General features: G+C 60.3%; 23 protein-coding genes. 8 read left to right on the top strand and 15 right to left on the bottom strand.

The window, feature by feature from the left end; all coding sequences use genetic code 11:
* Window positions 1–43: 43 nt before the first annotated feature.
* The 3 genes from PQR40_RS36570 to hemP all read left to right on the top strand — a co-directional run bounded on the left by PQR40_RS36570 (window position 44) and on the right by hemP (window position 1,466).
* Window positions 44–442 (top strand): OsmC family protein, encoded by a 399-nt coding sequence (locus PQR40_RS36570; RefSeq protein WP_408234490.1) that lies wholly within the window; start codon window positions 44–46, stop codon window positions 440–442.
* Window positions 443–520: 78 nt separating this feature from the next.
* The gene (locus PQR40_RS36565; protein ID WP_408234493.1) at window positions 521–1,003 is read left to right on the top strand and encodes an SRPBCC family protein; all 483 of its coding nucleotides are present in this window, start codon (window positions 521–523) and stop codon (window positions 1,001–1,003) included.
* 202 nt (window positions 1,004–1,205) lie between these two features.
* Entirely contained in the window at window positions 1,206–1,466 is a 261-nt protein-coding gene (gene hemP / locus PQR40_RS36560; protein WP_408234496.1) for a hemin uptake protein HemP, read from the top strand.
* Window positions 1,467–1,764: 298 nt separating this feature from the next.
* On the opposite strand, the gene PQR40_RS36555 is transcribed toward hemP, so the two are convergent.
* The 5 genes from PQR40_RS36555 to uvrB all read right to left on the bottom strand — a co-directional run bounded on the left by PQR40_RS36555 (window position 1,765) and on the right by uvrB (window position 7,525).
* Entirely contained in the window at window positions 1,765–3,171 is a 1,407-nt protein-coding gene (locus PQR40_RS36555) for a 4Fe-4S binding protein (protein ID WP_408234499.1), read from the bottom strand.
* Window positions 3,168–4,013 (bottom strand): FTR1 family iron permease, encoded by an 846-nt coding sequence (locus PQR40_RS36550; RefSeq protein WP_408234502.1) that lies wholly within the window; start codon window positions 4,011–4,013, stop codon window positions 3,168–3,170. The genes PQR40_RS36555 and PQR40_RS36550 overlap by 4 nt, the downstream gene beginning before the upstream one ends.
* Window positions 4,014–4,095: 82 nt before the next feature.
* Window positions 4,096–4,428 carry a cupredoxin domain-containing protein gene (locus PQR40_RS36545; protein ID WP_408234505.1) on the bottom strand — a complete coding sequence of 111 codons (333 nt, stop codon included), beginning with the start codon at window positions 4,426–4,428 and terminating at the stop codon, window positions 4,096–4,098.
* A gap of 128 nt (window positions 4,429–4,556) precedes the next feature.
* Entirely contained in the window at window positions 4,557–5,105 is a 549-nt protein-coding gene (locus PQR40_RS36540) for an iron transporter (RefSeq protein WP_120347004.1), read from the bottom strand.
* Window positions 5,106–5,431: 326 nt separating this feature from the next.
* The gene (gene uvrB / locus PQR40_RS36535; protein WP_408392262.1) at window positions 5,432–7,525 is read right to left on the bottom strand and encodes an excinuclease ABC subunit UvrB; all 2,094 of its coding nucleotides are present in this window, start codon (window positions 7,523–7,525) and stop codon (window positions 5,432–5,434) included.
* A 396-nt stretch (window positions 7,526–7,921) separates the two neighbouring features.
* On the opposite strand from uvrB, the gene PQR40_RS36530 reads away from it, so the two are divergent.
* Entirely contained in the window at window positions 7,922–9,121 is a 1,200-nt protein-coding gene (locus tag PQR40_RS36530; RefSeq protein ID WP_408511078.1) for an amino acid aminotransferase, read from the top strand.
* A 221-nt stretch (window positions 9,122–9,342) separates the two neighbouring features.
* Here PQR40_RS36530 and PQR40_RS36525 read toward each other — a convergent pair whose 3' ends face one another.
* A complete protein-coding gene (locus tag PQR40_RS36525) occupies window positions 9,343–10,581 on the bottom strand; it encodes a DUF3734 domain-containing protein (RefSeq protein WP_408511077.1) in 1,239 nt (412 codons plus the stop codon).
* Between the two features lie 10 nt (window positions 10,582–10,591).
* Window positions 10,592–11,389 (bottom strand): 3-hydroxybutyrate dehydrogenase, encoded by a 798-nt coding sequence (locus PQR40_RS36520; protein ID WP_408234520.1) that lies wholly within the window; start codon window positions 11,387–11,389, stop codon window positions 10,592–10,594.
* Window positions 11,390–11,611: 222 nt separating this feature from the next.
* Between PQR40_RS36520 and PQR40_RS36515 the strand changes: the two genes are divergently transcribed.
* Entirely contained in the window at window positions 11,612–12,583 is a 972-nt protein-coding gene (locus tag PQR40_RS36515; protein WP_408234523.1) for a potassium channel beta subunit family protein, read from the top strand.
* Between the two features lie 118 nt (window positions 12,584–12,701).
* On the opposite strand, the gene PQR40_RS36510 is transcribed toward PQR40_RS36515, so the two are convergent.
* The gene (locus PQR40_RS36510; RefSeq protein WP_268959067.1) at window positions 12,702–12,836 is read right to left on the bottom strand and encodes a hypothetical protein; all 135 of its coding nucleotides are present in this window, start codon (window positions 12,834–12,836) and stop codon (window positions 12,702–12,704) included.
* On the opposite strand from PQR40_RS36510, the gene PQR40_RS36505 reads away from it, so the two are divergent.
* The gene (locus PQR40_RS36505) at window positions 12,780–13,625 is read left to right on the top strand and encodes a 23S rRNA (adenine(2030)-N(6))-methyltransferase RlmJ (protein WP_408234526.1); all 846 of its coding nucleotides are present in this window, start codon (window positions 12,780–12,782) and stop codon (window positions 13,623–13,625) included. The genes PQR40_RS36510 and PQR40_RS36505 overlap by 57 nt on opposite strands.
* A gap of 53 nt (window positions 13,626–13,678) precedes the next feature.
* Here PQR40_RS36505 and PQR40_RS36500 read toward each other — a convergent pair whose 3' ends face one another.
* The 4 genes from PQR40_RS36500 to cueR all read right to left on the bottom strand — a co-directional run bounded on the left by PQR40_RS36500 (window position 13,679) and on the right by cueR (window position 16,441).
* The gene (locus PQR40_RS36500) at window positions 13,679–14,728 is read right to left on the bottom strand and encodes an ABC transporter substrate-binding protein (RefSeq protein WP_408234529.1); all 1,050 of its coding nucleotides are present in this window, start codon (window positions 14,726–14,728) and stop codon (window positions 13,679–13,681) included.
* 266 nt (window positions 14,729–14,994) lie between these two features.
* Window positions 14,995–15,348, bottom strand: a complete 354-nt coding sequence (locus PQR40_RS36495; RefSeq protein WP_408234532.1) for a hypothetical protein — start codon at window positions 15,346–15,348, stop codon at window positions 14,995–14,997.
* 229 nt (window positions 15,349–15,577) lie between these two features.
* Window positions 15,578–15,724: a DUF3563 family protein gene (locus PQR40_RS36490; RefSeq protein ID WP_074284875.1), complete on the bottom strand. Its 147-nt coding sequence runs from the start codon at window positions 15,722–15,724 to the stop codon at window positions 15,578–15,580.
* A 294-nt stretch (window positions 15,725–16,018) separates the two neighbouring features.
* Window positions 16,019–16,441, bottom strand: coding sequence for a Cu(I)-responsive transcriptional regulator (gene cueR, locus PQR40_RS36485; protein ID WP_408511076.1), 423 nt, complete (start codon window positions 16,439–16,441; stop codon window positions 16,019–16,021).
* A gap of 123 nt (window positions 16,442–16,564) precedes the next feature.
* Here cueR and PQR40_RS36480 point away from each other — a divergent pair, with 123 nt between their 5' ends.
* Window positions 16,565–16,783 (top strand): heavy-metal-associated domain-containing protein, encoded by a 219-nt coding sequence (locus PQR40_RS36480; protein WP_408234538.1) that lies wholly within the window; start codon window positions 16,565–16,567, stop codon window positions 16,781–16,783.
* A gap of 13 nt (window positions 16,784–16,796) precedes the next feature.
* Window positions 16,797–17,717 (top strand): dTDP-4-dehydrorhamnose reductase family protein, encoded by a 921-nt coding sequence (locus tag PQR40_RS36475; RefSeq protein ID WP_408234541.1) that lies wholly within the window; start codon window positions 16,797–16,799, stop codon window positions 17,715–17,717.
* 137 nt (window positions 17,718–17,854) lie between these two features.
* Here PQR40_RS36475 and PQR40_RS36470 read toward each other — a convergent pair whose 3' ends face one another.
* The 3 genes from PQR40_RS36470 to imuA are packed head-to-tail and all read right to left on the bottom strand — an operon-like array spanning window position 17,855 to window position 24,001.
* A complete protein-coding gene (locus PQR40_RS36470; protein ID WP_408511075.1) occupies window positions 17,855–21,484 on the bottom strand; it encodes an error-prone DNA polymerase in 3,630 nt (1,209 codons plus the stop codon).
* Window positions 21,485–21,489: 5 nt separating this feature from the next.
* Window positions 21,490–23,262 (bottom strand): Y-family DNA polymerase, encoded by a 1,773-nt coding sequence (locus PQR40_RS36465; protein WP_408511074.1) that lies wholly within the window; start codon window positions 23,260–23,262, stop codon window positions 21,490–21,492.
* Entirely contained in the window at window positions 23,162–24,001 is an 840-nt protein-coding gene (imuA, locus tag PQR40_RS36460) for a translesion DNA synthesis-associated protein ImuA (RefSeq protein ID WP_408511073.1), read from the bottom strand. Before imuA ends, PQR40_RS36465 begins: the two co-directional genes overlap by 101 nt.
* Between the last annotated feature and the right edge of the window lie 413 nt (window positions 24,002–24,414).

Genomic DNA, 24,414 nt, shown 5'->3' with positions numbered 1-24,414 from the left:
GACCGTGGCGCGCGGCGATTTCCGTCCCTGTTCAGGAGCGCGCATGGCAGAGCCCACCGTCACCGCCCACATCGGTTCGACGAATTTTCAGGTCCTTTTCGACGACGGCAAGCACACGTGGCTTGCCGACGAACCCGAGTCGCTAGGCGGCGGCGATCGCGGGCCGACGCCTGTCGCGCTGTTGCTGTCGAGTCTCGGGGCCTGCACGTCGATCACGCTGAAGATGTACGCTCAGCGTAAGGGCTGGCCGCTCGCCGACGTGCGCGTGGCGCTATCGCTTGAAACCGGCGACGCGGGTTCGACCATCGACCGCAAGATCATGCTGGAAGGCGATCTGTCCGACGAGCAGCGGGAACGACTCTTGCAAATTGCCAATGCGTGCCCGGTTCACAAGATCCTCACGCATTCGATCACGATCCGTTCGGGTCTTGCCGTCGCCTGATACAGGAATGGCCCGGATCGGCCGGCACCGGCTAACGGGGCCGCAGGTATTGCAACGCTTTCATAGGAAGCCGTCGTTTTGAATTTCGAACACCTTATCCAGATCAACGATCCGTTGAATCCGTTAGTCGACTCGATGACCCCCGAGCAGTTGTGGGAGGGTCTCGTGCTGCGCGCCGAACAGCCGCAACTGTTCGTGATCGGACTCGACAGTTGCACCATCCTTTCGCGTGAAGGCGACACGCTCGAACGGGAGCTGCACTATGGCAAGGCCACGGTGCGTGACCGTGTCACGCTGCGGGATCGCCAGAGTGTGCGCTATGACATTCTGCCGACGGCAGACTATGTCGGCGGCTCGCTCACCATGACCATCGAGCAGCCTGACGAACTGCAATTGTTCCTGCGCTTCGAGTACACAACAACCCTGCCCGTCTCCGACGATCAGGACGCTGTGCAGACGCAGGAAATCGTGAAATCGGCGTATCGCGAGAACGATATCGATACCGTGCGGCTGATCCGCCAGTACGTGCAGACCAGGCAGGAACCCGGTTCGTTGCATTGATGCGTGTGCGGGCACTCTGCCCGCGCCGTTGCGCCGCATGAGGCCGCCGTGTGGAAGGTGGCCTCATGCGGCCTGCTTCCTGGCCGTTCTCCCTCGCGTCGTTCAGCTATCGAAAGTCGAATCCGATGAATTTCTCTTTCTTGTAAATGGGAATAGTTATCATTTAGAATTAATCCATCGAATCGACCAACAGCTAAAACGAATGACCGATCTCACGCGCTCTTCCACACTCAGCCTGCGCCGCCCGGCGGCCGCGCTGACCAGTCGTCCGAAAGCAGCGACGGCGACAGCATCCGCGGCGAAGCCCGCAGCGGATCTCGCCAGCGGTACGAGCGAAAAGTCGGATCGGGTCGTGCGCAGCGACGCATTGCTGCAAGGACATAGCCACGTCAGCATCATGCATAACGGCGAGACCTACCAGTTGCGTGCGACACGCTTAGGCAAGCTGATCCTGACGAAGTAACAGGCAACAACGAATAGAAGTCAGTACCGGGTATTGTGGGGACCACCTCCTCGAGAGGTGTTAGGCATTAGCCAGCCACGACGGCTTGCACGTGAGAACTAGACCCCTTCGTGCAGACACCAAGCCAGCCGTCGCAGCAAGCCAGGCCGCTTTTTTGGTTCTCACCCAATGCGGATGCACGAAACGACGTGTGTCGCAGATTCAGAAATAAAAGAAGCCGTGGGATGGTGCCATCTCCACGGCTTTTTGTTTGGCGCAGCGCCAGGCGGGGCCCGGTAGTACGCCGAATCGTTAAGACTTACTTCGAAGCCCAGCCCCAGAACATCAGCCACCATGCGCTATCGACCACCGCCAGCGCCGCGACGAACCACACCATCGCGAGGCCGCGTTGAACGAAGCGCTCGCTATAGCGCCGCGTGACGAGCCAGGCGAGCCACGCGCTCCACAGGTTGGCAATCGCCAGAATCGCGATACGCATATCCGACGCCCACCACAAGGACATATGTTCCGCGCGAAGCAGCGACAGCGTGGTCGCCGACAAGCCGAGAAACACGCCCGCGCCGGCAATCGGAATCAGGCCCTGCGTCAAATGATGCAGACGCACGGCGCTAAAACGCCCCAGCGTGCGCGTCGCGCCCATCAGCAGCACCAGCAGCACCGTGCCGTACACCAGCGCCGTAGCGAGGATATAGCCGATCACCATCGTGCCGTCGAGCCACGAGAATACGTCGTTCTGCTCGGGGTAATGCGTGAACAGAAACCACGGCGCGTTGGTGTCGAGCGGCCAGGTGATGTCGTGATCGACCAGCCACGTGGCGAAGAACATCTTCAGGTCGACGAACCAGCGCGAAGCGGTCCAGTGGAATGCGCCGATCGCGATGCCGAGCAGGCCGTACAGGATCAGTGCGGTATCCCACGGGTTCGCCTGCCTGTCGCCGAGCTGCACGACTTCCGACGACGGCGCGCGCCACGTCAGCGCGATCGCATCGCGATGTCCGCTGCAACGACCGCACATATGGCAGTCCGACGCGCCCTTCATATTGCGCAGCGGCACCAGCGGCGCGCAATTGATCGGAATCACACGATGCCCATGTTCGCCGTTCTTGTACGAACGGCGCCACGCGTCTTCATCGATTTTGTAGTGGAACGGCGCGAGACGCGCCAGTAGCGAAAAAACCCCGTTGACGGGGCACAGATACTTGCACCAGACGCGCTTCTCGCGTCCGTACAGCAAGCCGATGATCATCGCCGCAAAAGTCGAGCCGCCGAGCACCAGCAGCACCGCTTTCGGATACTGGTAGACGCTCACCATCTGACCGTAGATGGTGGTGATGCCGAATGCGACGAACGGCCAGCCGCCCCAGCGCATCCAGCGCGGAATCGCCCAGCCGCGGCCATATTTGCTGGCGAATTCGGCGAGCGCGCCTTCCGGACACAGCACGCCGCACCAGACGCGGCCGAGCATCACCATCGACAGCAACACGAACGGCCACCAGATGCCCCAGAACACGAACTGCGCGGCAAGCGTCAGGTTATTCCACAGATGCGCGGTGTCGTCCGGCAGCGGCATCACCGCGGGCACGAGAATCAGGAATGCGTACACCGCCACCACGACCCACTGAATGCCGCGGATCAAACCACCGTGACGCTGCATCCACTGCCCGGCCGCGGCGAGGCGGCCCGGACGGGTCATGACAGTACTCATGCCGCGCGCCTGGCGGCCTGCTGCGCCGGCTTGCGATTAGCGCGACGCACCAGCAGATAGACGACCGCCCAGTACACGGCGTAGGCAATCAGATTCATCAATGCCGGGTGGGCACGATAACCGGTGAGCGTCGCGACCAGCGAGCCGAACGTGCTCGAGTCGTCGAGGATTGCTGACGAATTCCACATCTGGTCGATGATCGTCGGCAGGATCTCCTTGTCGATCAGCTTGTCGACACCGGTCTGGAACAGACCCGCGCCGAGGAACAGCAGCATGATTTCGGTGACGCGGAAGAAGAGCCGCCACGAGAAATACTTGCCGCCCAACTGCAGCACGTAGAAGGTCAGGAATGCGAGACCGAGGCCGATCGCCACGGCGAGCATCTGGCTGCCATCCACGTGGCCGGACTGGCCGAAACCAAGGCCATACAGGAAGATCACCGTTTCGCTGCCCTCGCGCGCGATCGCCAATGCGACCAGCAACGCGACGCCCCACCAGTTCGAATCGTGCTTGCTCTTTTGCAGCGACTGTTCCATGTCGCGCTTGAGGGACCGGCCGTGCTGCTTCATCCACAGCACCATCTGCACGATCAGCACACACGCGACCAGCACCATTGCGGTCTGGAAATAATCCTGCGCGTCACCGGAGAGCACTTCGGTGAAACCGACCAGCGCCGCGCCAAGCGCGACCGCCGCGATCACACCGGCCGCGACGCCGCCCCACAGGTACGGCAAACCACGGCGCGCGTCGTCGTCGCCATTTTTCAACCACGCGTACAGGATGCCGACGACCAGCAAGGCCTCAACACTTTCCCGCCACACGATGAATAGAATCTGACCCATCCAAGCTCTCCCCTCTACTCTTCTACTGCTTTGGCGAACGCGTAACCCGGTTGTTCAAGGCAGACGCTCGCACCCCAAGCCACTACTTCGCGACGATCACGCCCTGCGCCTGCTGATGGAAGTCGTCGAAGAACTTGTACTCGCCTGGCGAGAGCGGTGCGATTACGACGAACGAATCGCCGCCCGGCGCCAACACTTTTTCTTTACGCAATTGCACGCTTTCGAATTCGGCCGCACCCTTGCCGGTGTTGCGTATCGCGATCTTGATGCGCTGCCCTGCCGGCACTTCGATGCGCGCCGGAATGAGCTTGCCGTCGTTCATTTCCAGGTTGAAGGTCGGCAGATCCACTGCGTGTGCGCCCCCCACCGTCAAAGCGGTCATGGCGAGGATCGCGATCTTTCGGTTAATTCTCATTAGCCTTTCCGGAAAACGCGGATCAGCGGGTTTTGTTGTCCGCGCACCGCCTGCTGCATGCATTCACTCATTCACGGCTCGCTACGCACCGATGCGTGACGAGCTGTGATGATCTGCGTCTACGGCGATTAGTAACCACCCTTCTTGCCGATACCCGCGAACGTGAAGTCGTACTCGAGCGTGATCGGCTTGAACCACGGGCCTACACCGGTTTCCTTGTCGACGTGACGGCCGAAAGCCATGTGGCCAGTTTGCATCGGCGCCTCGACGATCAGCTTCAGGTGGTACTTGCCCGGGCCTTGCAACTTGACGTTGTCGCCATAGTGCGGACCGTCGTTGGCGACCATTGCCATCATGTCGCCCTTCTGGGTCTGATTCGAACCGGCTTTCGTCAATTCATAACGAACTTGCAGATACGGCATCCAGTCGCCTTCGGCGAAACCCGTCGGATTATTCTTGACCGCGTGGATGTCGGCTTCCAGATGGACGTCCGAATCCGACGCCTTGCGCATCATGCCTTCGGGTTCCATCGTGATCGGCTGCAGGTAGACCGCACCGATTTCCATGCCGCCCTGGATCTGGTGCTTGCCGATCGGATATTCCGCTGCCGTTGCGGAAAGCGCCGCTACTGCGGCCACCGCTGCTGCGCCACCACGCACAAATGAAGAAATCCGCATTGAAACTCCTTGTTTTTATCAGACTGGAATCGAACCCATTGGAACAGCGCGGTGCACATGCGTTTTATGCCGCGATCCCGACATCCTCCGACTGAGGCAACAGGCCGCAAACAATCGCATTACGAACGTTAATGCGAACCATTCTCAATATTGGCCGAGTTTATCATTGATCGGCAAGGAGAACAAACGGGGACGCACGCAAAGCCTTATGGCAGCAGGGCCTTAAGGCGCTCCTAAGGAAAGCGCGGGCGAAGGTGCTGGCGGAGCGTGAGGCGGGGGAGAGACAAGACGCGGCACATCGCCGCGCCCTGACGGACAGGAAGAGTTTATTGGACGCCGGGTACGTGGTCGCCGACGTTCGCGCCGAATACGCGTTGCCGCAACAGCGCCAGCTGGTCGCGGGTCTGCGCAGCCTTTTCGAACTCGAGGTTCTTGGCGTGCTCCATCATCTGCTTTTCGAGACGCTTGAGTTCCTTGGCGAGTTGCTTCTCGGACATGTCCTCGAATTTCGCCCGAGTCTGCTGTTCTTTCAACTCGGCGCGGGCGTCGTCGACGTTGTACACCCCGTCGATAATGTCGCGAATCCGCTTGACCACGCCGCGCGGGGTAATGCCGCGCTCCAGGTTGTAGGCGATCTGCTTGGTGCGCCGCCGCTCGGTTTCGTCGATAGCGCGGCGCATCGAGTCGGTCACCCTGTCCCCATAGAGAATCGCCTTGCCATTCACGTTACGCGCCGCCCGGCCGATGGTCTGAATCAGCGAGCGTTCGGCGCGCAGGAAGCCTTCCTTGTCCGCGTCAAGAATCGCGACCAGCGAGACTTCCGGAATATCCAGCCCCTCGCGCAGCAGGTTGATCCCGACCAGCACGTCGAACGTGCCCAGCCGCAGATCGCGAATGATTTCGACCCGCTCCACCGTGTCGATGTCGCTGTGCAGGTAACGCACCTTGACGCCGTGGTCGGCCAGAAACTCGGTCAGCTGCTCGGCCATCCGCTTGGTCAGCACCGTGACCAGCACACGGTCGCCCACCTTGACGCGTTCGTTGATCTCGGCAAGCACATCGTCAACCTGGGTTCGCGCCGGACGCACTTCGATTTCCGGGTCGACGAGGCCGGTAGGACGCACCAGTTGCTCGGCCACCTGCCCTGCCGTTTTCTTTTCGTAGTCAGCCGGCGTGGCCGACACGAACACCACCTGGCGCATCTTGCGCTCGAACTCGTTGAACTTGAGCGGGCGATTATCGAGCGCCGACGGCAAGCGAAAACCGTAGTCGACCAGATTCTCTTTACGGGCCCGGTCACCGTTGTACATGCCATTCAGCTGGCCGATCAGCACGTGCGACTCGTCAAGCAGCATCAACGCGTCGGACGGCAGGTAGTCGACCAGCGTCGGCGGCGGCTCGCCGGGCGCCGCGCCCGAGAAGTGCCGCGAGTAGTTCTCGATGCCTTTGCAGAAACCCAGTTCCTGCAGCATTTCCAGATCGAAGCGGGTGCGCTGCTCGAGCCGCTGCGCTTCGACGAGCTTGCCGTTGCTGTAGAAAAACTCGAGCCGCTCGCGCAGTTCGTCCTTGATCGTTTCGACCGCGCGCACCACGGTGTCGCGCGGCGTCACATAGTGCGACGACGGGTACACGGTGAAACGCGAAATCTTCTGCCGCACGCGGCCGGTGAGCGGATCGAACAATTGCAGCGTCTCGACCTCGTCGTCGAACAACTCGATACGCACCGCCATTTCGGCGTGCTCCGCCGGGAAAATATCGATCGTGTCGCCGCGCACGCGGAACGAGCCGCGCTGGAAATCAGCTTCATTGCGGTTGTACTGCATCGCGATCAGCCGGGCGATGATGTCGCGCTGGCCGAGCTTGTCACCCGTGCGCAGCGTCAGAATCATCTTGTGGTACTCGGACGGGTTGCCGATACCGTAAATCGCCGACACCGTGCCGACGATAATCACGTCGCGCCGCTCCATCAGGCTCTTGGTGGCCGACAGCCGCATCTGCTCGATGTGCTCGTTGATCGAGGAATCTTTCTCGATGAAGAGGTCGCGCTGCGGCACGTACGCTTCCGGCTGGTAGTAGTCGTAGTACGAGACGAAATATTCGACCGCGTTGCGCGGAAAAAACTCGCGAAACTCAGAATAGAGCTGCGCGGCGAGCGTCTTGTTCGGCGCGAATACGATCGCCGGCCGGCCGAGCCGTGCGATGGTGTTGGCCATCGTGAAGGTTTTGCCGGAGCCGGTCACGCCGAGCAGCGTCTGGAACGACAAGCCGTCCTCAATGCCTTCGACGAGCGTGTCGATCGCCGTGGGCTGGTCGCCAGCGGGCAGATACGGCTGATAAAGCTGAAACGGCGAGCCTTCGAACGTGACGAATTTGGATTCGTCGAGCGTCTCGTCGACTTCAGTCAGATGTTGTTCGGACATGGGGAGCGGCACCGGGCCTTGGGCAAAGAACTATTCTAACGGGTTGCGGGAACCCGGGCTGAGCGGGTCTGCGTAGGGGGAGCGTGGCAGGAGGGGTGCACGCCAGGGGGCCGATGAAAAGGCGATTTCCCGCCGGTTTGGGGCCGCTGCTCAGCCTTCGCCGGCTTGGCCAGAGGCAGATCCGCTACGACCAGATGACGCCGGAGTGCCTGTTTTTCAAGCAAATAATTCAGTCCAGCAGGCTTTGTCGGCCGAAAAACGCCCGCGGATTCGCTACAATGCGAAGTTGCGCTCGCTCGCCGATGCCCGCCTTCTGCCTGAATCGTTCGTCAGACAACTTTTGGCCGGGTAGCCCGCGCTTGAAGCCGCCCTCTTTTCACTACCAGCCCACCCATCATGTCTCTGTTCTCCGCCGTCGAACTTGCTCCCCGCGACCCGATTCTGGGCCTGAACGAAGCCTTCAACGCCGATGCGCGCACCACCAAGGTCAACCTTGGCGTTGGTGTGTACTTCAATGAAGAAGGCAAGATTCCGCTGCTGCGCGCCGTGCGCGACGCGGAAAAGGCACGCGTCGAAGCCGCGCTGCCGCGTGGCTATCTGCCGATCGAAGGCATCGCTGCCTACGACGCCGCAGTGCAAAAGCTGCTGCTCGGCAATGATTCGCCGCTGATCGCCGCAGGCCGCGTTGTGACGGCGCAGGCACTGGGCGGCACGGGTGCGTTGAAAATCGGCGCCGATTTCCTGAAGCGCCTGAACCCGAACACCAAGGTCGCGATCAGCGATCCGAGCTGGGAAAACCACCGCGCGCTGTTCGAAGGCGCCGGCTTCGAAGTCGTGTCCTATCCGTACTATGACGCGCACACGCACGGCGTGAACTTCGAAGGCATGCTGAGCGCGCTGAACAGCTATGCCGCAGGCACGGTTGTCGTGCTGCACGCGTGCTGCCACAACCCGACCGGCGTCGACCTGACTGTCGACCAATGGAAGCAGATCGTCGAAGTCGTCAAGGCGCGCAATCTGGTGCCGTTCCTCGACATCGCTTACCAGGGTTTCGGCGACAACATCGAATCCGACGCTGCAGCAGTCCGCCTGTTCGCGGCATCGGAACTGAACGTGTTCGTGTCGTCGTCGTTCTCGAAGTCGTTCTCGCTGTATGGCGAGCGCATCGGCGCACTGTCGATCATCACGGCAAGCAAGGAAGAATCGGCTCGCGTGCTGTCGCAACTGAAGCGCGTGATCCGCACGAACTACTCGAACCCGCCGACGCACGGCGGCGCGGTGGTCGCAGCGGTGCTCGCGTCGGCCGAATTGCGCGCCACGTGGGAAACGGAACTCGCCGAAATGCGCGACCGTATCCGCGCCATGCGCAACGGTCTGGTCGAACGTCTGAAGGCAAGCGGCGTGGATCGCGACTTCAGCTTCGTGAACGCACAACGTGGCATGTTCTCGTACTCGGGTCTGACGGCGCCGCAAGTGGACCGTCTGCGTGAAGAGTTCGGTATCTATGCCGTGGGCACGGGCCGTATCTGTGTGGCAGCGCTGAATACGCGCAACCTCGACGTGGTGGCTAGCGCGATCGCTCATGTGTTGAAGTAAGGCATTTCAGGGCGCGGGTGTTCGTTGCGCGCGCTTTGCGTAGCTGAAGCGGCTTGAATTGCTTGTAGAAACGGCGCCCTTTCGGACGCCGTTTTTTATTGGCCGGCTGTTGTTGGGCGTGTGACTCTCACCTACCGACACGGCCTGCTGTTGCGACTCGCTGCTTGCGACCCGCCGCCGTCAATTGCTGACGTGACCTGCCGCACTCATCTACGGTTGTTTCAGCGCGCATCCCGATGGATATCGTGCGTGACAAAGCCTGCGTCGTTATCTGGCATGTCGAGCCAATCGGGTTGTGCAAGCGAATGGCGGATATCTTCCAGCCCGCTTTTCCAATGTTCACGCATTGTAGAGAGACCGAACTGGAAGTCTTTGAAATGCCCTTCGTATTCCTTCTGCCGGTAGATGAGGTGGATCACGTTGTAACGCTTCGAACACGATAGATCATCCGCAAGCTTGCACCACGGATCGTCGCGCTGGTCAGACGGCACGCGATCGAGTACCTCACGCAGCACATGCCGGAAACGCTGCGAACGTTGCAGCATATCGGTCACGAGACGCGTTCGGCTCGAATACTGGATGTCTTTCATGCGCCCCTGAACATCGGTGATGTTGTCCGGCACCGGCCCGATCGCGCTCCATAGATCGACCTGGAACGCGAGCGTATCGCGACGCGGCGTGGACTGAATCACCTCGTAGAGCGGTGTGTTCGACATCAAGCCGCCGTCCCAGTAATACTGGCCGTCGATTTCGACCGCCGCGAAACCCGGCGGCAACGCACCTGACGCCATGAAATGCTCAGGCTTCAGTTTCGTGTGCCTGTTATCGAAGTAGGCGAAATTGCCTGTTCCGCAATTCACCGCCCCCACCGACACACGCATCTCACCGGAATTGATGCGATCGAAATCACAGAGCGCTTCCAGCGTGGCCTTGAGCGGTGTCGTGTCGTAATAGCTCGCCAATTGCGGCGGCCCGGAGACAGTAGGCAGCGGCGGCGGGAAACGCGGCACGAAAAAGCCCTTTTGCCCTTCAACGATCGCGCCCATCGCCTGAGTCGCCGTAAAGGCCTTACGAACGGCCTCACTGGAATTGAACAGCGCATGCTCGATAAAGGCCGGCAACGGTGGCCCGAACGCCGGTTGGCAGATCGTCTCCCAGAACTGCAGCAGCCGCTCGACGCGTTTCTCCGGCGGATTGCCGGCAATAATGGCCGTATTCAGCGCGCCGATCGAAATGCCGGCGAGCCAGTTCGGCTCGATACCGGCTTCGTAAAGCCCCTGAAAGACACCGGCCTGATAGGCACCCAACGCGCCGCCGCCTTGCAGCATCAGCGCGACCGTTTCGTAGTTGGGCAATCGGAGATGCCGGCCGGGATGCACGGAGGGCGCCGGACCGGCGCCCTCGCCTTCCTCGCTGCCGGGCGCGCCGACGCGCGCCCGCTTGAGATTGCGTTGCGCCATGGGCGCCTCCTTATTGCATATACCAGCCGTGGCTCACAATAAAGGACTGGCCGGTCAGCGCCGCAGTCGGGAAAGTAGACAGGAACAACACCGTCTCTGCAACGTCTTCCACTGTAGTGAAGATGCCGTCGACCGTGCCGCCCAGCATCACGCGCTTGATCACGTCTTCTTCGCTGATGCCAAGCTCCTTGGCCTGCTCGGGAATCTGCTTGTCAACAAGCGGCGTACGCACGAAACCCGGACACACCACATGCGAGCGCACGTTATGTTTCGCGCCTTCCTTGGCCAGTACACGCGCGAGCCCCAGCAACGCATGCTTGGCCGTCACATAGGCGGACTTCAGCGGCGAGGCTTCGTGCGAATGGACCGAGCCCATGTAGATCACGATGCCGCCGCGATCGTCTTTGTACATGTGCTTGAGCGCGGCCTTGGTGGTTAGAAAAGCGCCGTCCACATGGATGGCCTGCATCTTCTTCCAGTCGGAAAACGAGTAGTTTTCGATCGGATTGACGATCTGGATGCCGGCGTTGGAAATCAGAATGTCGATCGAGCCGAACTCGGCCGCGACTTTGTCGATGCCCTGGTTGACGGCGTCTTCGTTCGTGACGTCCATCGCCACGCCGATTGCCTTGCCGCCGGCCTTTTTGATTTCTTCAGCAACGGCGTTCGCACCGTCCTGATTCAGATCGGCGATCGCGATCGCCGCGCCCGCAGCGGAAAGCGTGAGCGCAATCTGCTTGCCGATGCCGCTCGCGGCGCCGGTAACCACGGCAACCTTGCCATTCAGATTCGTGTTCAGTGACGACATCCAGAACCTCCATGCAGTTGATGAGCAATGAGACCACGGGCCGCGGGCGGCGTGAAGTCAGCCAAACGGCATAGGCCGTTTGGCCGAATGCTGCACTGCGGCCAACGCTGCTATTGTGCATGAACCGTGTGAACAACATCCGTAAAACGCACATCGAACCTTATCTCTTTAAACTAGACCTTTCGGCGGGATTCCGGCGGCATCACTACCAAGGAGGAATGCATGAATTATCGACGTCTGGGCCGTTCCGGCCTGCAAGTCAGCGAACTGTCCATCGGCTCATGGGTCACCTACGGCAATCAGGTGGATCACCGTGCGGCGCGCGAATCGCTTGCGGCCGCGCGCGATGCGGGAGTCAACTTCTTCGACAACGCGGAGGTTTACGCCGCCGGCCAATCCGAAGAAATCATGGGCCAGGCGCTCAAGGAACTGGCGTGGCCGCGCGTAAGCTACGTGGTATCGACGAAATTCTTCTGGGGGCTCAACGAAGCACCGAACCAGTACCACACGCTGAACCGCAAATATTTACTGAACGCGATCGACACATCGCTCAAACGGCTGCAGCTCGATTATGTCGATCTGGTGTTCTGTCATCGTCCTGACCCAAACACGCCGGTCGAAGAAACCGTCTGGGCCATGAGCGACATGATCACGCGCGGCAAGGCACTGTACTGGGGCACGTCCGAATGGAGCGCCGACGAAATCCGCGCTGCTTACGAGATCGCCGAGCGGCATCATCTGCACAAACCGGTCATGGAGCAGCCGCAGTACAACCTGTTCCATCGCAAGCGCGTCGAGCAGGAATACAAACGGCTTTACGAGGATATCGGCCTTGGGCTCACCACATGGAGTCCGCTCGCGTCCGGCCTGCTCACTGGCAAGTACCGCGGCGGCGTGCCTGCCGATAGCCGGGCACAGTTGCAAGGCTACGACTGGCTGCGCAAGCAGGTCACCGATGCCGGCAAGAACAACGTGGTCGGTAAGCTAGGCGAAGTAGCCGACGAACTGGGCTGCACGGTCGGCCAGTTGGCGATTGCATGGATTCTGAAGAATCCCCATGTGAGCACGGTCATCACCGGTGCGTCGCGCGTCGAACAGATCGGTGAGAACATGAAATCCGCCGATGTGGCCGAGCGGATCACACCGGAGATCAAGCAGCGGATCGAGGAGATCATCGGCGACGCCTACGACTGACCGACCGGCGGCTCGCCGGACCGCGAAACATGGCTCGCGTACCATCAGGGTCGTGTCACGCGCAACGCACTACGGGGTGCAACGCGGCGTCGCGTACAATACGCGACCGCGCTGCACTTCAGTTGTGCTGCCGCATTGCACTCGCATCGCCGAATCCGCCCTGGACCGGCACGCCCTCTTTCAGCGTCTCCTCATCATGCTCAGCTACCGCCACGCCTTTCATGCAGGCAATCACGCCGACGTTCTGAAACACGCCGTTGTGTTACAGCTACTGCGCTACCTCGGCCAGAAGGACAAATCCTACTGGTACATCGACACGCACGCGGGCGCCGGCGTCTATTCGCTGAAGGAAGGCTACGCGACCAAAACTGGCGAGTTCCAGACCGGCATCGCCAAACTATGGGCGCGTAACGACCTGCCGTCGATCTTCGCGGATTACGTCGACGAAGTGAGCGCGCTGAATCCGGACGGCCAGTTGCGCTTTTACCCGGGCTCGCCGTATATCGCGTGGCGGCAGATGCGCGAGCAGGACCGCATGCGCCTGTTCGAACTGCACACCACTGAAATCGACGTGCTGCGCCACAACTTCCGCGACGCGGGCCGCCGCGCGATGCTGTATGCGGGCGACGGCTTCGATGGCATCCTCGCGTTGCTGCCGCCGGCGCCGCGCCGCGCGCTGGTGCTGCTCGATCCGTCGTACGAAGATAAGCGCGACTACACACGTACGCTGCGCTGCGTCGAAGAAAGCCTGAAGCGTTTTCCGACCGGCACCTACGCGGTCTGGTATCCGCAGGTAAGACGCCTTGAATCGCAGCGCTTCCCCGATCAGTTGAAGAAGCTGCAGGAGCGCAACTGGCTGCATGTGAGCCTGACCGTCAGCAATCCGCCAACCGATGGCTTCGGGTTGTTCGGCAGCGGCATGTTCATCCTGAACCCGCCGTATACGCTGGCAAAAACGCTCAAAGACCAGATGCCCTGGCTGGTCCAAACACTCGGCGAGGACAAGGCCGCGCAATTCAAGGTCGAATATCGCGGCGATTGAGCCGCGCCCCGGTCGCACACGCGCGCGACCGGGTAAATCGCCCCCCAGACCGCTTACTTGAGTTGCGCCGCTGCCTTACGGGCGAAGTCGTTGGTATAGGTCGCGTTCAGATCGATCTTTTTCGGATCAAGGCGGGTATCAAACGACGACAAGGCGCGCAATGAGGTCGCCGGACCATCCGCGGGCATCAAGCCGTCCGGCGAATATGCGTCGCGCACATTGTGAAATGCCGCCACATAGAGAGCTGAATCGTTGAGCAAATATGCCGGCGGCACCATCTTCAGCAAGTCAGCATCGCTCGCGGTCTGCAACCAGTGGTCCGCGCGTACGATCGCATTGGCGAGCGCCTGCGTCGTCTTCGGATACTTCTGGATGAAAGTCTCCGATGCGTAGAGCGTCGCAGCCGGCATCGTCCCGCCGAATACTTCCTGCGCGCCCTTCACAGTACGCGTATCGACCAGCACTTTGATCGCACCACTGCGCGTCAGTTTGGTCATCATCGGATCGACATTAGATAGCGCGTCGATCTGACCACCGCTCACCGCGGCCAGGACCGTGGCGCCGCTGCCCACACCGATCGCCGAAATCTCGTTGCGCTGTACGCCCGCCTTGCGCAAAGCCACGGTGAGCACCAGATCCGTCGACGAACCCGGCGCGCTCACGCCAACTTTGGCCCCCTTGAAGTCCGCCAACGTCTTGATCTGATCCGCCTTCGACTTCACCACCGCGACGACGATCTGCGGCGCGCGGCCCATCAGCGCGAACGCACGGTAGTGCTGCCCCTTGGCCTGCATGAACAGCGTGTGCTCGAATGCGCCGGCCCCGACGTCAGCGCTGCCGCCTACGACCGCTTCCAACGCCTTCGATCCGCCCGCGAAATCTTCGAGCGTGACGTCGAGCCCTTCGTCCTTGAAGTAGCCCAACTGCTGTGCGGCGAGTACCGGCAAATAGTAAAGACCCGGCAAACCGCCGACGGCCATCGTCAACGTGGGCTTTTCCGGTAGGTCTTTGGCGAGCGCGACACCGGGCAGCGCCGCGGGTATGGCCAGCGCGATCAACGTGGCACAGGTGCTGGCAGCACGCCACATCCAGTGAGTAGGCATTTGATGTCTCCTTGTTCTGTTTTCATTCGATGCGATGCGATGGCGCTGCGCACGGTGCATGGCCCACATCGTTCGCGAGAGAGCGCGCCACGATTGTCGTCGGACGGTTTCGCACACGCCATGCGCCGAAACCCGAATGGCGTCTGCCCTGCCTCGCGCATTGGCCGAAGGCGCGCGTACGCATGTGGCGGCACGACAGAGGACCCGCGGCTCGATGCGTGAATGGACGGAAAAGAAACTACTGGGAGATATCGCGCCGGAGACGCTTATTGCGCACGAGGTACTGAACGGGGTTGCGGCAGCGGTTGTGGAGACGGCTTGCCACCGCCAACCGGCACTGGGATGTAGGGCGCGACAACGATCGGTATCGACGAATTCGGCGCCAACTCTGTGGGCGTCGCGATGGGCTGTGCCCCGACGATCGGCTGCCGCGAGAGCGGCGCGGTCTGCAGCACAGTACCGCTCTGGCCGTCGCTTATCCCGCTCTGCGAGTCGAGTATCACGGGCTTACGGGCGTCGTTGCTCGACGCGGCGAAAGCCGCTGGTACTGCGAAGGCCATTGTCAGCGAAGCCGCGACGGCCGTGGCCAGGACAGATTTGGGCAAGCGGACAGGAAGCATGGGCGGACCGGTTGAGTTTGAGAATGCCGGATTGCGCAGAAAGCGTCTTACCTTACCGCGGCCGCAACCGTCAGGCTAGTCGTTATTGGCCATGAATCGCCTTGCAGCCCACCTGCCGTGAAATTTTCGCGGTCCAGATGTGACAAAGCCCCGTTTATACGGGGCTCAACACTTTACTGCAATGGCCGCGCACGAAACGCTGCCAGGTCAAACCTGATACAGCTGAAACTTACAGCGAGTAGCCGTTGGTTTCGAGTGAGCGGATGCGCTGTTCGAGCTGAACGATGTCCGACGACGACGCCAGATAGGCTTCACGACGGCTGCGCTCTGCAGTTTCAAACCAGGTGCTCAACTTTTCAAGTACGTATGCAAACATGATGTTCTCCAAGGATCAGATTGAATCCCCGGTGAGTTTTGCATCAGGGATTTCCCTCAAAAGGGTTAACCCGAATTATATCCCTATGGTGCAACCTTGCTAGTGAAATGCCCGCATGACGTGCATTCCGTTTTGGAATGGTGCACGCCCATGGTGCACTTAAGTCATTGATTTAGCTAAATTCAGGATGGCCTTTTCGAGATTACTGATGCTACCCCTAATTATTTAGCACCATTATTGTGCATTCGGTCAATCCGTTGCGACAAGTCTCGCAACAGGTTGCACCCAGTGGGTTCAGATCGGATGACAACCCTTCCCCGACACCAGACCAGTGTCGGCGAGCCGCTCGATAATCGGGCAATCCGGGCGATCGTCGCCGTGACAATGATCGGCCAGATGCGCCAATGTGTCGCGCATGTCGGTCAGCTCAGTAATGCGGCGATCGAGTTCCGCGACATGCTCCAGCGCAATCGCCTTCACTTCGGCGCTGGCGCGTGACCGGTCGTGCCACAACGCCAGCAAACGGCGGATGTCTTCCACCAGAAAACCAAGACGGCGTGCCTGCCGGATGAAGCGCAACGAATGAACCTCTTGCAGCCCGTATACGCGATAACCGGCACTCGTGCGCGCCTTTGCCGCCAGCAAGTCCACGCTTTCGTAATAGCGAATCATCTTCGCCGTGACGCCCGACGCGCGGGCCGCTTCACCGATGTTCATGACTGTTTCCCCAATGTGGGCTTTGATCGTACACCTTCCCACCGTGGGAAGGTCAGCCACTCAATTGCGCATCGGCAGGCATAATTCAACCATCGCAACCTTCATTTTTTCGAGACAATCCCAATGACGATCGAATTCCAGGTAGAAGGCATGAGCTGCCAGCATTGCGTGACTGCGGTCACGAACGCGATCCGTGAGCACGATGAAGTCGCTCAGGTCCGGGTCGACCTGGCATCCGGCCGCGTGGCGGTCGAATCGGCGCAACCGGCTGACACGCTAAAGGCCGCTATCGACGAGGCCGGCTACACGGTTACCGGCGTGACCAGCGACTCGACACGCTAAGCGAGCGACCGTTATGTTCAAAGTTGCCGTCATTGGTGCTTCCGGGCTGCTCGGCCGGACGCTCGTCGACGAACTGACGCAGCAGGCCGGTTGGCAAGTTGTTGCCACGGCGTTCAGCCGGCCGGGTCCAGACACGGTCGCGCTGGATATTCGCGACGAGCGAGCGGTCGAACAATTTGTCGAACGCGAAGCGCCGGACGCACTCGTGATTGCCGCAGCGGAACGCCGGCCGGATGTGTGCGAGCACGATCCTGCGCTCGCCCGGGCATTGAATGTCGATGCGGTGCGAACCCTGGCCGCGGCGGCAAAGCGGCGCGGCGCATGGGCGCTCTCGATCTCAACCGATTACGTGTTCGACGGCATTCACCCGCCCTATCAGCACGATTCCGCGCCCGCGCCGCTCAATGCCTATGGCCGCAGCAAACTTGAAGGCGAGCGCGCGCTGACGGAATCCACCGATCTCGGCTGCGTGCTGCGTTTGCCGTTGCTATATGGGCCGATCGTCGATTGGGCAGAATCGGCGGTGACGAGTCTCGTGCCGGCGATTGCCGTATCGGCTTCACACGAAGGCAAGGCAGCCGTCATGGATGCATGGGCGATTCGCTATCCGACCTTTACGCCTGACGTCGCATTCGTGATCCGGCAGATGCTCGAACGGCATGCGCGTGGCGAAGCGATCCGCGGCATCGTGCAATGGTCGGGAGACGAGCCGATGAACAAGTATGAAATCGCAGTGCGGCTTGCAGAAGCGCTGCAAGTCGATGCACAACTGACACCACAGCACACGCCCACCGACGCTACGCCACGTCCGCATAACTGCCACCTGGCATCGGATCGGCTCGAGGCACTCGGCATTGGCCGCCGCACGCCGTTTGACGTTGCGATCCGGCAAGTGCTGGCCGCGTTTCCGTTGCGAGGCGATACGCCGGTGTAGTTCCCGGCAGCAAGCCTAGCCACGGCACGTTCTGCCCGCGTGGCCATAGCCCGCCGGTACGGCGGCATGGCGCCCGGGCATGCGGGCCTGGCTATGGCTGGTCGGGTCGGGTCGGGTCGGGTCGGGTCAGCTCAGCATCAATGAAAATCGCGGCTCGCCGTGGCCAGTTCGCCGAGCCATTCGCTGTGATCTTCAAGTCGATGCGCGACGAGATGAACCACCTCGCCGTTCTGTTTCCGTTTCGCGCTGCCCGCTTTATTTGCGTTCACCACATTGCCGACGCTGTCACCCCCGATCGACACGCCGTCGTCGCGCTGCAAGACACCATACACCGCCAGCAACGACGAACCCAGCAGCACCTTGCGCTGCTTTTCCACCAGCGATGGCCAGACGATTACATTGATCGAACCGGTTTCGTCTTCGATGGAAACGAACACCGTGCCGTTTGCCGTGCCCGGCCGCTGCCGCACGGTGACGATCCCGCAGGCGCGCGCCAGCGTGCCGTGCCTACACGCGGCAAGTTCGGCCGCCGTGCGAAAGCGCTGCTTGGCAAGACGCTCGCGCAATAGCGCAAGCGGATGGCGATTGAGCGTGAGGCCGATGCTCGCGTAATCATCGACGATCTCGCGACTTTCGGTTGCCTGCGGCAATGCCAACGGCGCTTCGGCGATCGGCGCATCGCGCAGCAGCTTGGGCACCGCGTGCTGCGCGGTCACCGCCCACCACGCTTCGCGCCGATGGCCTGCGATGCTGACCAGCGCGTTCGCCGCAGCGAGCGCTTCGAGATCGCGCCGCGTCAATACTGCGCGACGCGTCAGATCGTCGACATTGGTAAACGGCGCGTCGCTGCGGGCCGCCACGATCCGTTCGGCAGCCACCTGTGAAAGACCTTTGATCAGGTGCATGCCGATACGCACGGCCGGACCGCGCGCCCCATAGGTTTTCGACGATTGGAATACACGTGCGGTCAGCTGTTTTGCCGCGTGCCGGATCGTCCGGGCCACCGTGAAGCGTCGCAACGACAGATCGCGAAATTGCTGCGCGGATAATACGCCCTGCTGACGACGCAAGGAGGTCTCGCTCGATGAAATCCGCTGCCCTTCATGGCCGCGTCTTTCGAAAGTCGACTCCCAATCGCTCAAGGTTACATCGGGCGTCAATACTTTGACACCATGACGCTTCGCGTCCTGCACCAGTTGCGACGGCGAATAAAATCCCAACGGCTGACTGTTGAGCAACCCCGCCAGAAAAGCGGCCGGCTCATAACGCTTCAGCCACGCGCTGAGATAGACGAGCAACGCGAAGCTCGCTGCATGACTCTCCGGAAAGCCGTACTCGCCAAAGCCTTCGATCTGTCTGCAGATCCGGTCGATAAAGTCCTTTTCATAACCACGCGCCGACATCCGGTCGTTCAGATCCTTCTGATACTTCGCCAGGTTGCCGGTGCGCCGCCACGCGGCCATCGCGCGTCGCAACTGGTCGGCCTGCTCACCGGTGTATTTCGCCGCAACCATCGCGAGGTGCATCACCTGCTCCTGGAAAATCGGCACACCAAGCGTGCGTTGGAGCACCGGCCGCAATTCATCCTTTGCGTAGTCCACCGGCTCGATACCTTGCTTGCGGCGCAGATACGGATGCACCATTCCACCCTGAATCGGCCCGGGTCGCACGATCGCGACTTCGATCACGAGATCGTAGTATTTGGTCGGTTTCAGCCGCGGCAACATGCTTTGCTGCGCACGCGATTCAATCTGGAATACGCCGATCGTGTCGGCATGTCCGCACATTTCGTAGACGGCCCGATCCTCTCGCGGAATATCCTGCATCCTGAATTCCGGAAAGCCACGCCGCAATGCGACGAACTCCAACGCGCGCCGGATAGCCGACAACATGCCGAGTGCCAGTACGTCGACTTTCAATAACTTGAGCGCATCGATATCGTCCTTGTCCCACTCGATTACACTGCGGTCTTTCATCGTCGCGTTTTCAATCGGCACGAGTCGCGACAGCCTGTCTTTCGCGATCACAAAACCACCGACGTGTTGCGATAGATGACGCGGGAAATTGCGCAGCTCTTTGGTAAGGCGAATCAGATTCTGCGTGATATGCGAGTTGGCATCAAAGCCCGCTTCAGCCAGGTATTTGGCGACCGCATCCGTACCATCCCACCATTGCTGCGATTTACTGATCCGTTCGATCAATGACGCTTCGAGTCCCAATGCCTTGCCGACATCCTTCAGCGCACTGCGCGCGTGATACGTAATCAGCGAGGCAGTCAACGCCGCCCGATGACGGCCATACTTGCCGTAGATATATTGAATCACTTCTTCACGGCGCTGATGCTCGAAATCGACGTCGATATCAGGCGGTTCGTTGCGTGCACGCGAGATGAACCGTTCGATCAGCATATTCATGTTTATCGGATCGATCTCCGTCACATGCAGGCAGTAACACACAATCGAATTTGCCGCCGAACCGCGACCTTGGCACAGAATGTTTCTGGAGCGCGCGAAGCTCACGATATCGTGCACCGTCAGGAAATATTTTTCGTATTTCAGTTCGGCGATCAGCAGTAACTCTTTTTCGATCTGCTCGATCCGCTTGAGATTCATGCCGTCCGGCCAACGCTCGATTGCACCGGCCATGACCAGCTTGCGCAGATAACTCGATGGCGATTCACCGGCCGGCACCAGTTCTTCCGGATACTCGTACTTGAGTTCGTCGAGCGAGAAGCGGCATAGGGCTGCAATACGTAGCGTTTCTTCGAGCGTATCGCGCGGGTACAGTTTGGCGAGCCGCACGCGAGTGCGCATGTGCCGCTCGGCATTGGCCTCGAGCGCGTGACCGCACGCCGATAGCGGTGTGACGAGGCCTATCGCGGTCAAGGTGTCCTGCAACGGTTTGCGCGAGCGCACATGCATCAGGACGCCACCTGCCGCCACCAGAGGCAATCCACTCGTTTTCGAAATCATCCGCAACGCGTCGATCTGCAGATCGTCGCTGCCGGTTTGCCAGAGTTCAAGTGCGATCCATGAGCGTTGCGGAGCCAATGAGGCGAGCCAATGCGCGCAGCACAGCGTGTGTGAGAGCGTCGCCGTGCGTTGCGGCACGAGGATCAGGACGCAATCGGGCAAGGTCCTGAGATGCTCGAGATGCGGCAACGTATCGGTGAAATCGGACGGGCTGAGGCGATAGCTGCCTTTGTCGGCACGCGAGCGAGCGAGCGTGATCAGTTCGGAGAGGTTGCCGTAGCCATTACGGTTGGTTGCGAGTGCAACCAGTGTGCAGAACGGTTCGCCTGCATCGTCCGTCAGATTGAGTTCGCTGCCGATGATGAGGTGAGGGATCGGTTTTAGCGCCTCCTGATCAGTGGTTTCCTGTTGTGAGGTTTCCTGTTGTGGGGCCTCCTGCTGCAAGGCTTCCTGTTGTGAGCTCGCTGGCTTTGTAGTCGTCGACTTTGTTGCTTCTTCTAAAGACGTTCCTGCTTGCTCGGCTTTCGCCTTGTCTTCGCGTTCCTTCTTTTGGCGGTCCCGCTCCTGTTTGATTTCTCTCACCGCGGTGTGCGCTCGCACGACACCCGCCAGCGAGCATTCATCGGTAATCGCGAGTGCGCTATAGCCGCACGACATCGCCCGCTCGACCAGTTCATACGGATGCGAAGCGCCGCGCAGAAACGAGAAATTAGTCTGGCAATGCAGTTCCGCATACAGCGGCAATTGAGCCGCAAGTGCCTGCTCGACTAAAAATGTGGGCCGGGAATTTGCCATGATGCTCAGCCGAACAAACCCTGCAAATACCACTCGCCGCCAAGACGTTCTCGATACACCCAGAACATATGGCCACGATCGTCTGCCGCAATGTAGTAATCCCGCTCGACGCGGTTACCGTCCCACCACCCTGCTTCAATCCGTTCGGTACGCGTGAGCATTTTTAGCGGCCGACGATAGATCGGTCGCTGGTCGCACACCATCAGGCGCAGCGGTTTGTCGAGCATCCAGACGGGACGAGGTTGCGATGGCAATGCACCGCCGGGTAGATCGAACGAAGCTTGAGCATCGGCCGGTTGTGTTACGAATATGCGGCTGCTTTTAGCGTCACTCGTTTTTTCAGGCTGTCGTGATATATGTTCTGCCAGTTCCACCGCATCGCCGCGTGCATGCACACTTTCCAATGCAGCGTGCTGCAACTCATCGGTCAGCCAGGTTTTATCCGCTTTGATTTTTGTCTTAGCTTTCGCAGACGAACGCTTCTTGCGCGAAAACGCTTGCGCCTGGTAGGCCTCGACGCGCATTGTCCGCTCAGGCCGATGATCATCCTGTACCGACATCTGCAGCACGTTCTCCGGCCCCAAACGCGCGCTTAAGCGTTCGAGCAGACGTGCAATCGAATCGCCGTCTGATTCAGGCATTGGAAACAAGGTGTCCGACCGCGCTGCATATTCACCGATCTGATCCGCGACCAGCTTCAACTCGATCACGGGCGCCACCAGAGTCGTCTGATTCAACTTCTCACGCAACAGCCAGATCAGATGCTCGGCATCACGCGACGGTATGGCCCATGCGACCTTCAGACTCGACGTTTTCGGCGCATGACTGGATGCCAATTCATGTTCGAGCACCAACGTATAACCGCTGAGCGCTGCATGATGTGCGCTCAACCATCCGGCCAGTTGCACAATCAGCCGACGCGCGGCGAACAGTAATGCATCGGCATTATCGACCCGCGACGGCAACTCCAACTGCGCATGAAACGATGCCGGCGCACGAAACGATTCGCGCGGATCCGGACGCGTGCCATAGGCTTGCGCCAGCAAATCCAGAATGCCACTGCCGAAACGCCGTACAACGCCCGACCTTGGCAACTGACGCAAATCGGCCAATGTCGTACAACCGACATGCACAAACGCATCGCGATGCGTCTGTGCAACCGGCAGCAACGACACAGATACGCGGTCGAGCACCCGTGCAAGCGACGTTTCCTTTATCACGTGCCAACGATGCCCCTGGCGATCGGCATGCGCCTGCGCCAACAGCCATGCGCCCCAGGCGGTTGGTGCGCATGCGAGGCGCGCCGTATAGCCGAATTCGGCCACCGTCGCGGATACCCGTGACAACAACGCGCGCAAGCCTCCAAACAACCGCAAACCGGAGCCGACTTCCAGCAACAAGGTGTGCGCGTGCGCGAGCGACACCTTCGGCGTGTACGTCAGCAAAGCGAGCGCCATCGCTTCGAATGCCTGGGTTTCGCGGTCTGCATCCGCGGCAAGCATCTTGAGACCAGGAGCCAAAGCCAATGCGTACGAGCGCGAATGGCCCACATGCACACCAGCACGCAAGGCGTCCAAATCCGGAATCAGGATGTGCGCGTGATCGGCCAGCGCATAGCAGCAGCGCACCTCGGTGACGTCTTCAGCACCTGGAGGCTGGCTTGCCGCATCGCCGGGCTCACACCGATTCTGCTTCGCGCGTGAACCATCCGGGAGCGACGCGAGAGGCTTCACCGCTTCCAGCGACAAGAGTGGCAATGTGACTGCAATCCACAACATGTTTGATCTCTCGTCGTTGATTGCTGCCGACTCTGCTTTCCGGCAACAAGACGCTTTGTAACGGCAAAATGAGCCGCAGAGGTTCAGCTAGCGGTGGCCCACGGCGCTTGAAGATGTCGATCGAGATACCAATCTCCTGCAACCATTGACGACGGTTGATCGTCTGCGCATTAGCCGGCAAGAGTGGCTCGCAGATCATTCGCAATGGCGCCGGCGAAGATTGCGTAGCCGCCTCGACAGGTCGGATCAAAAATGCCAGCGATGCCGACTCCTGAGCGGCCACCTGCAGACGCCGAACCTTATCGGCGTGCGCATTCGGCAGCCATACCAGCACTGCGCCGATGCCATCCTGCTTCAATGCCTGAGCAGCAGCCCACAGCGCCTGGTCGTCACTCGAACGCACCCATAAGACACGCTCGACGTCGATACCCCAAGCCCTCAGTGCCGAAGCACTGGGCTGGTAAGGGGGCGCCACGAGCATGACGTGCCGTTCGGCTTGTGCCGTAAGATGCCGAAGCGCCCGAGCCAACAGGCGCAGTTCGCCGACTCCTTCGTGTTCAATCAACAATTCCGTCAGGCCACCGGCCGACCAGCCCTGTCCAGGCAGCAGTTGATCCAGCGCGGCATAGCCGCTGGAAATCACCCGCGAGTCCGCCTCGGCAAGCTCATTGCCCTGCCACACCTGACGCCGCAATTGCGACGGCAGTGTCGTCGTCGCCAGGTGAATCGCTGCTGCCATAGATACGCTCGTTCAATAGGGAATGCTCGGCCCTACCCGGCATCGGGTAAGCATGGGGCGACGAGTCATCACTGTATATTTATACAGTACTTTGAGGTGAGTGTTAAGACAAGGCGACGTAACGAACCGCGCGCAGGAAGGAAATGAAAAGGGGGTAAAGCTGTTTTTGTTTTTGCAGGTTTTTCGCCTACGGGAGAGCTGTTCTTTGGCACTGCTGCCAAGCGAACAAAACCAGAGTTCGTACTATGGGAAGGTGCGGTGCGGGTGAGTCGCGACGGTGCGGACGTTGGACACGCTTATCTGGAACTGACGGGTTATGCGAACGCGTTGCGGATCGGGAGAGAGCGAGCGGCGTTTTCGCTGCTGTAAACGCAGAAACCCCACCGTTGAGGGGTGGGGTTTCTGATACTGCA

The sequence above is a fragment of the Paraburkholderia sediminicola genome, from assembly GCF_046026855.1.
GTDB classification, from domain to species: Bacteria; Pseudomonadota; Gammaproteobacteria; order Burkholderiales; family Burkholderiaceae; genus Paraburkholderia; species Paraburkholderia sediminicola_A.
This window is presented reverse-complemented; position numbering and strand designations above follow the sequence as displayed.

Bases quoted from the DNA above. Each gene is read 5' to 3' on its own strand.
- PQR40_RS36570 (WP_408234490.1), top strand. From the start codon at position 44: ATGGCAGAGCCCACCGTCACCGCCCACATCGGTTCGACGAATTTTCAG.
- hemP (WP_408234496.1), top strand. From the start codon at position 1,206: ATGACCGATCTCACGCGCTCTTCCACACTCAGCCTGCGCCGCCCGGCG.
- PQR40_RS36555 (WP_408234499.1), bottom strand. From the start codon at position 3,171: ATGAGTACTGTCATGACCCGTCCGGGCCGCCTCGCCGCGGCCGGGCAG.
- PQR40_RS36550 (WP_408234502.1), bottom strand. From the start codon at position 4,013: ATGGGTCAGATTCTATTCATCGTGTGGCGGGAAAGTGTTGAGGCCTTG.
- PQR40_RS36545 (WP_408234505.1), bottom strand. From the start codon at position 4,428: ATGAGAATTAACCGAAAGATCGCGATCCTCGCCATGACCGCTTTGACG.
- PQR40_RS36540 (WP_120347004.1), bottom strand. From the start codon at position 5,105: ATGCGGATTTCTTCATTTGTGCGTGGTGGCGCAGCAGCGGTGGCCGCA.
- uvrB (WP_408392262.1), bottom strand. From the start codon at position 7,525: ATGTCCGAACAACATCTGACTGAAGTCGACGAGACGCTCGACGAATCC.
- PQR40_RS36530 (WP_408511078.1), top strand. From the start codon at position 7,922: ATGTCTCTGTTCTCCGCCGTCGAACTTGCTCCCCGCGACCCGATTCTG.
- PQR40_RS36525 (WP_408511077.1), bottom strand. From the start codon at position 10,581: ATGGCGCAACGCAATCTCAAGCGGGCGCGCGTCGGCGCGCCCGGCAGC.
- PQR40_RS36520 (WP_408234520.1), bottom strand. From the start codon at position 11,389: ATGTCGTCACTGAACACGAATCTGAATGGCAAGGTTGCCGTGGTTACC.
- PQR40_RS36515 (WP_408234523.1), top strand. From the start codon at position 11,612: ATGAATTATCGACGTCTGGGCCGTTCCGGCCTGCAAGTCAGCGAACTG.
- PQR40_RS36505 (WP_408234526.1), top strand. From the start codon at position 12,780: ATGCTCAGCTACCGCCACGCCTTTCATGCAGGCAATCACGCCGACGTT.
- PQR40_RS36500 (WP_408234529.1), bottom strand. From the start codon at position 14,728: ATGCCTACTCACTGGATGTGGCGTGCTGCCAGCACCTGTGCCACGTTG.
- PQR40_RS36495 (WP_408234532.1), bottom strand. From the start codon at position 15,348: ATGCTTCCTGTCCGCTTGCCCAAATCTGTCCTGGCCACGGCCGTCGCG.
- PQR40_RS36490 (WP_074284875.1), bottom strand. From the start codon at position 15,724: ATGTTTGCATACGTACTTGAAAAGTTGAGCACCTGGTTTGAAACTGCA.
- cueR (WP_408511076.1), bottom strand. From the start codon at position 16,441: ATGAACATCGGTGAAGCGGCCCGCGCGTCGGGCGTCACGGCGAAGATG.
- PQR40_RS36480 (WP_408234538.1), top strand. From the start codon at position 16,565: ATGACGATCGAATTCCAGGTAGAAGGCATGAGCTGCCAGCATTGCGTG.
- PQR40_RS36475 (WP_408234541.1), top strand. From the start codon at position 16,797: ATGTTCAAAGTTGCCGTCATTGGTGCTTCCGGGCTGCTCGGCCGGACG.
- PQR40_RS36470 (WP_408511075.1), bottom strand. From the start codon at position 21,484: ATGGCAAATTCCCGGCCCACATTTTTAGTCGAGCAGGCACTTGCGGCT.
- PQR40_RS36465 (WP_408511074.1), bottom strand. From the start codon at position 23,262: ATGTTGTGGATTGCAGTCACATTGCCACTCTTGTCGCTGGAAGCGGTG.
- imuA (WP_408511073.1), bottom strand. From the start codon at position 24,001: ATGGCAGCAGCGATTCACCTGGCGACGACGACACTGCCGTCGCAATTG.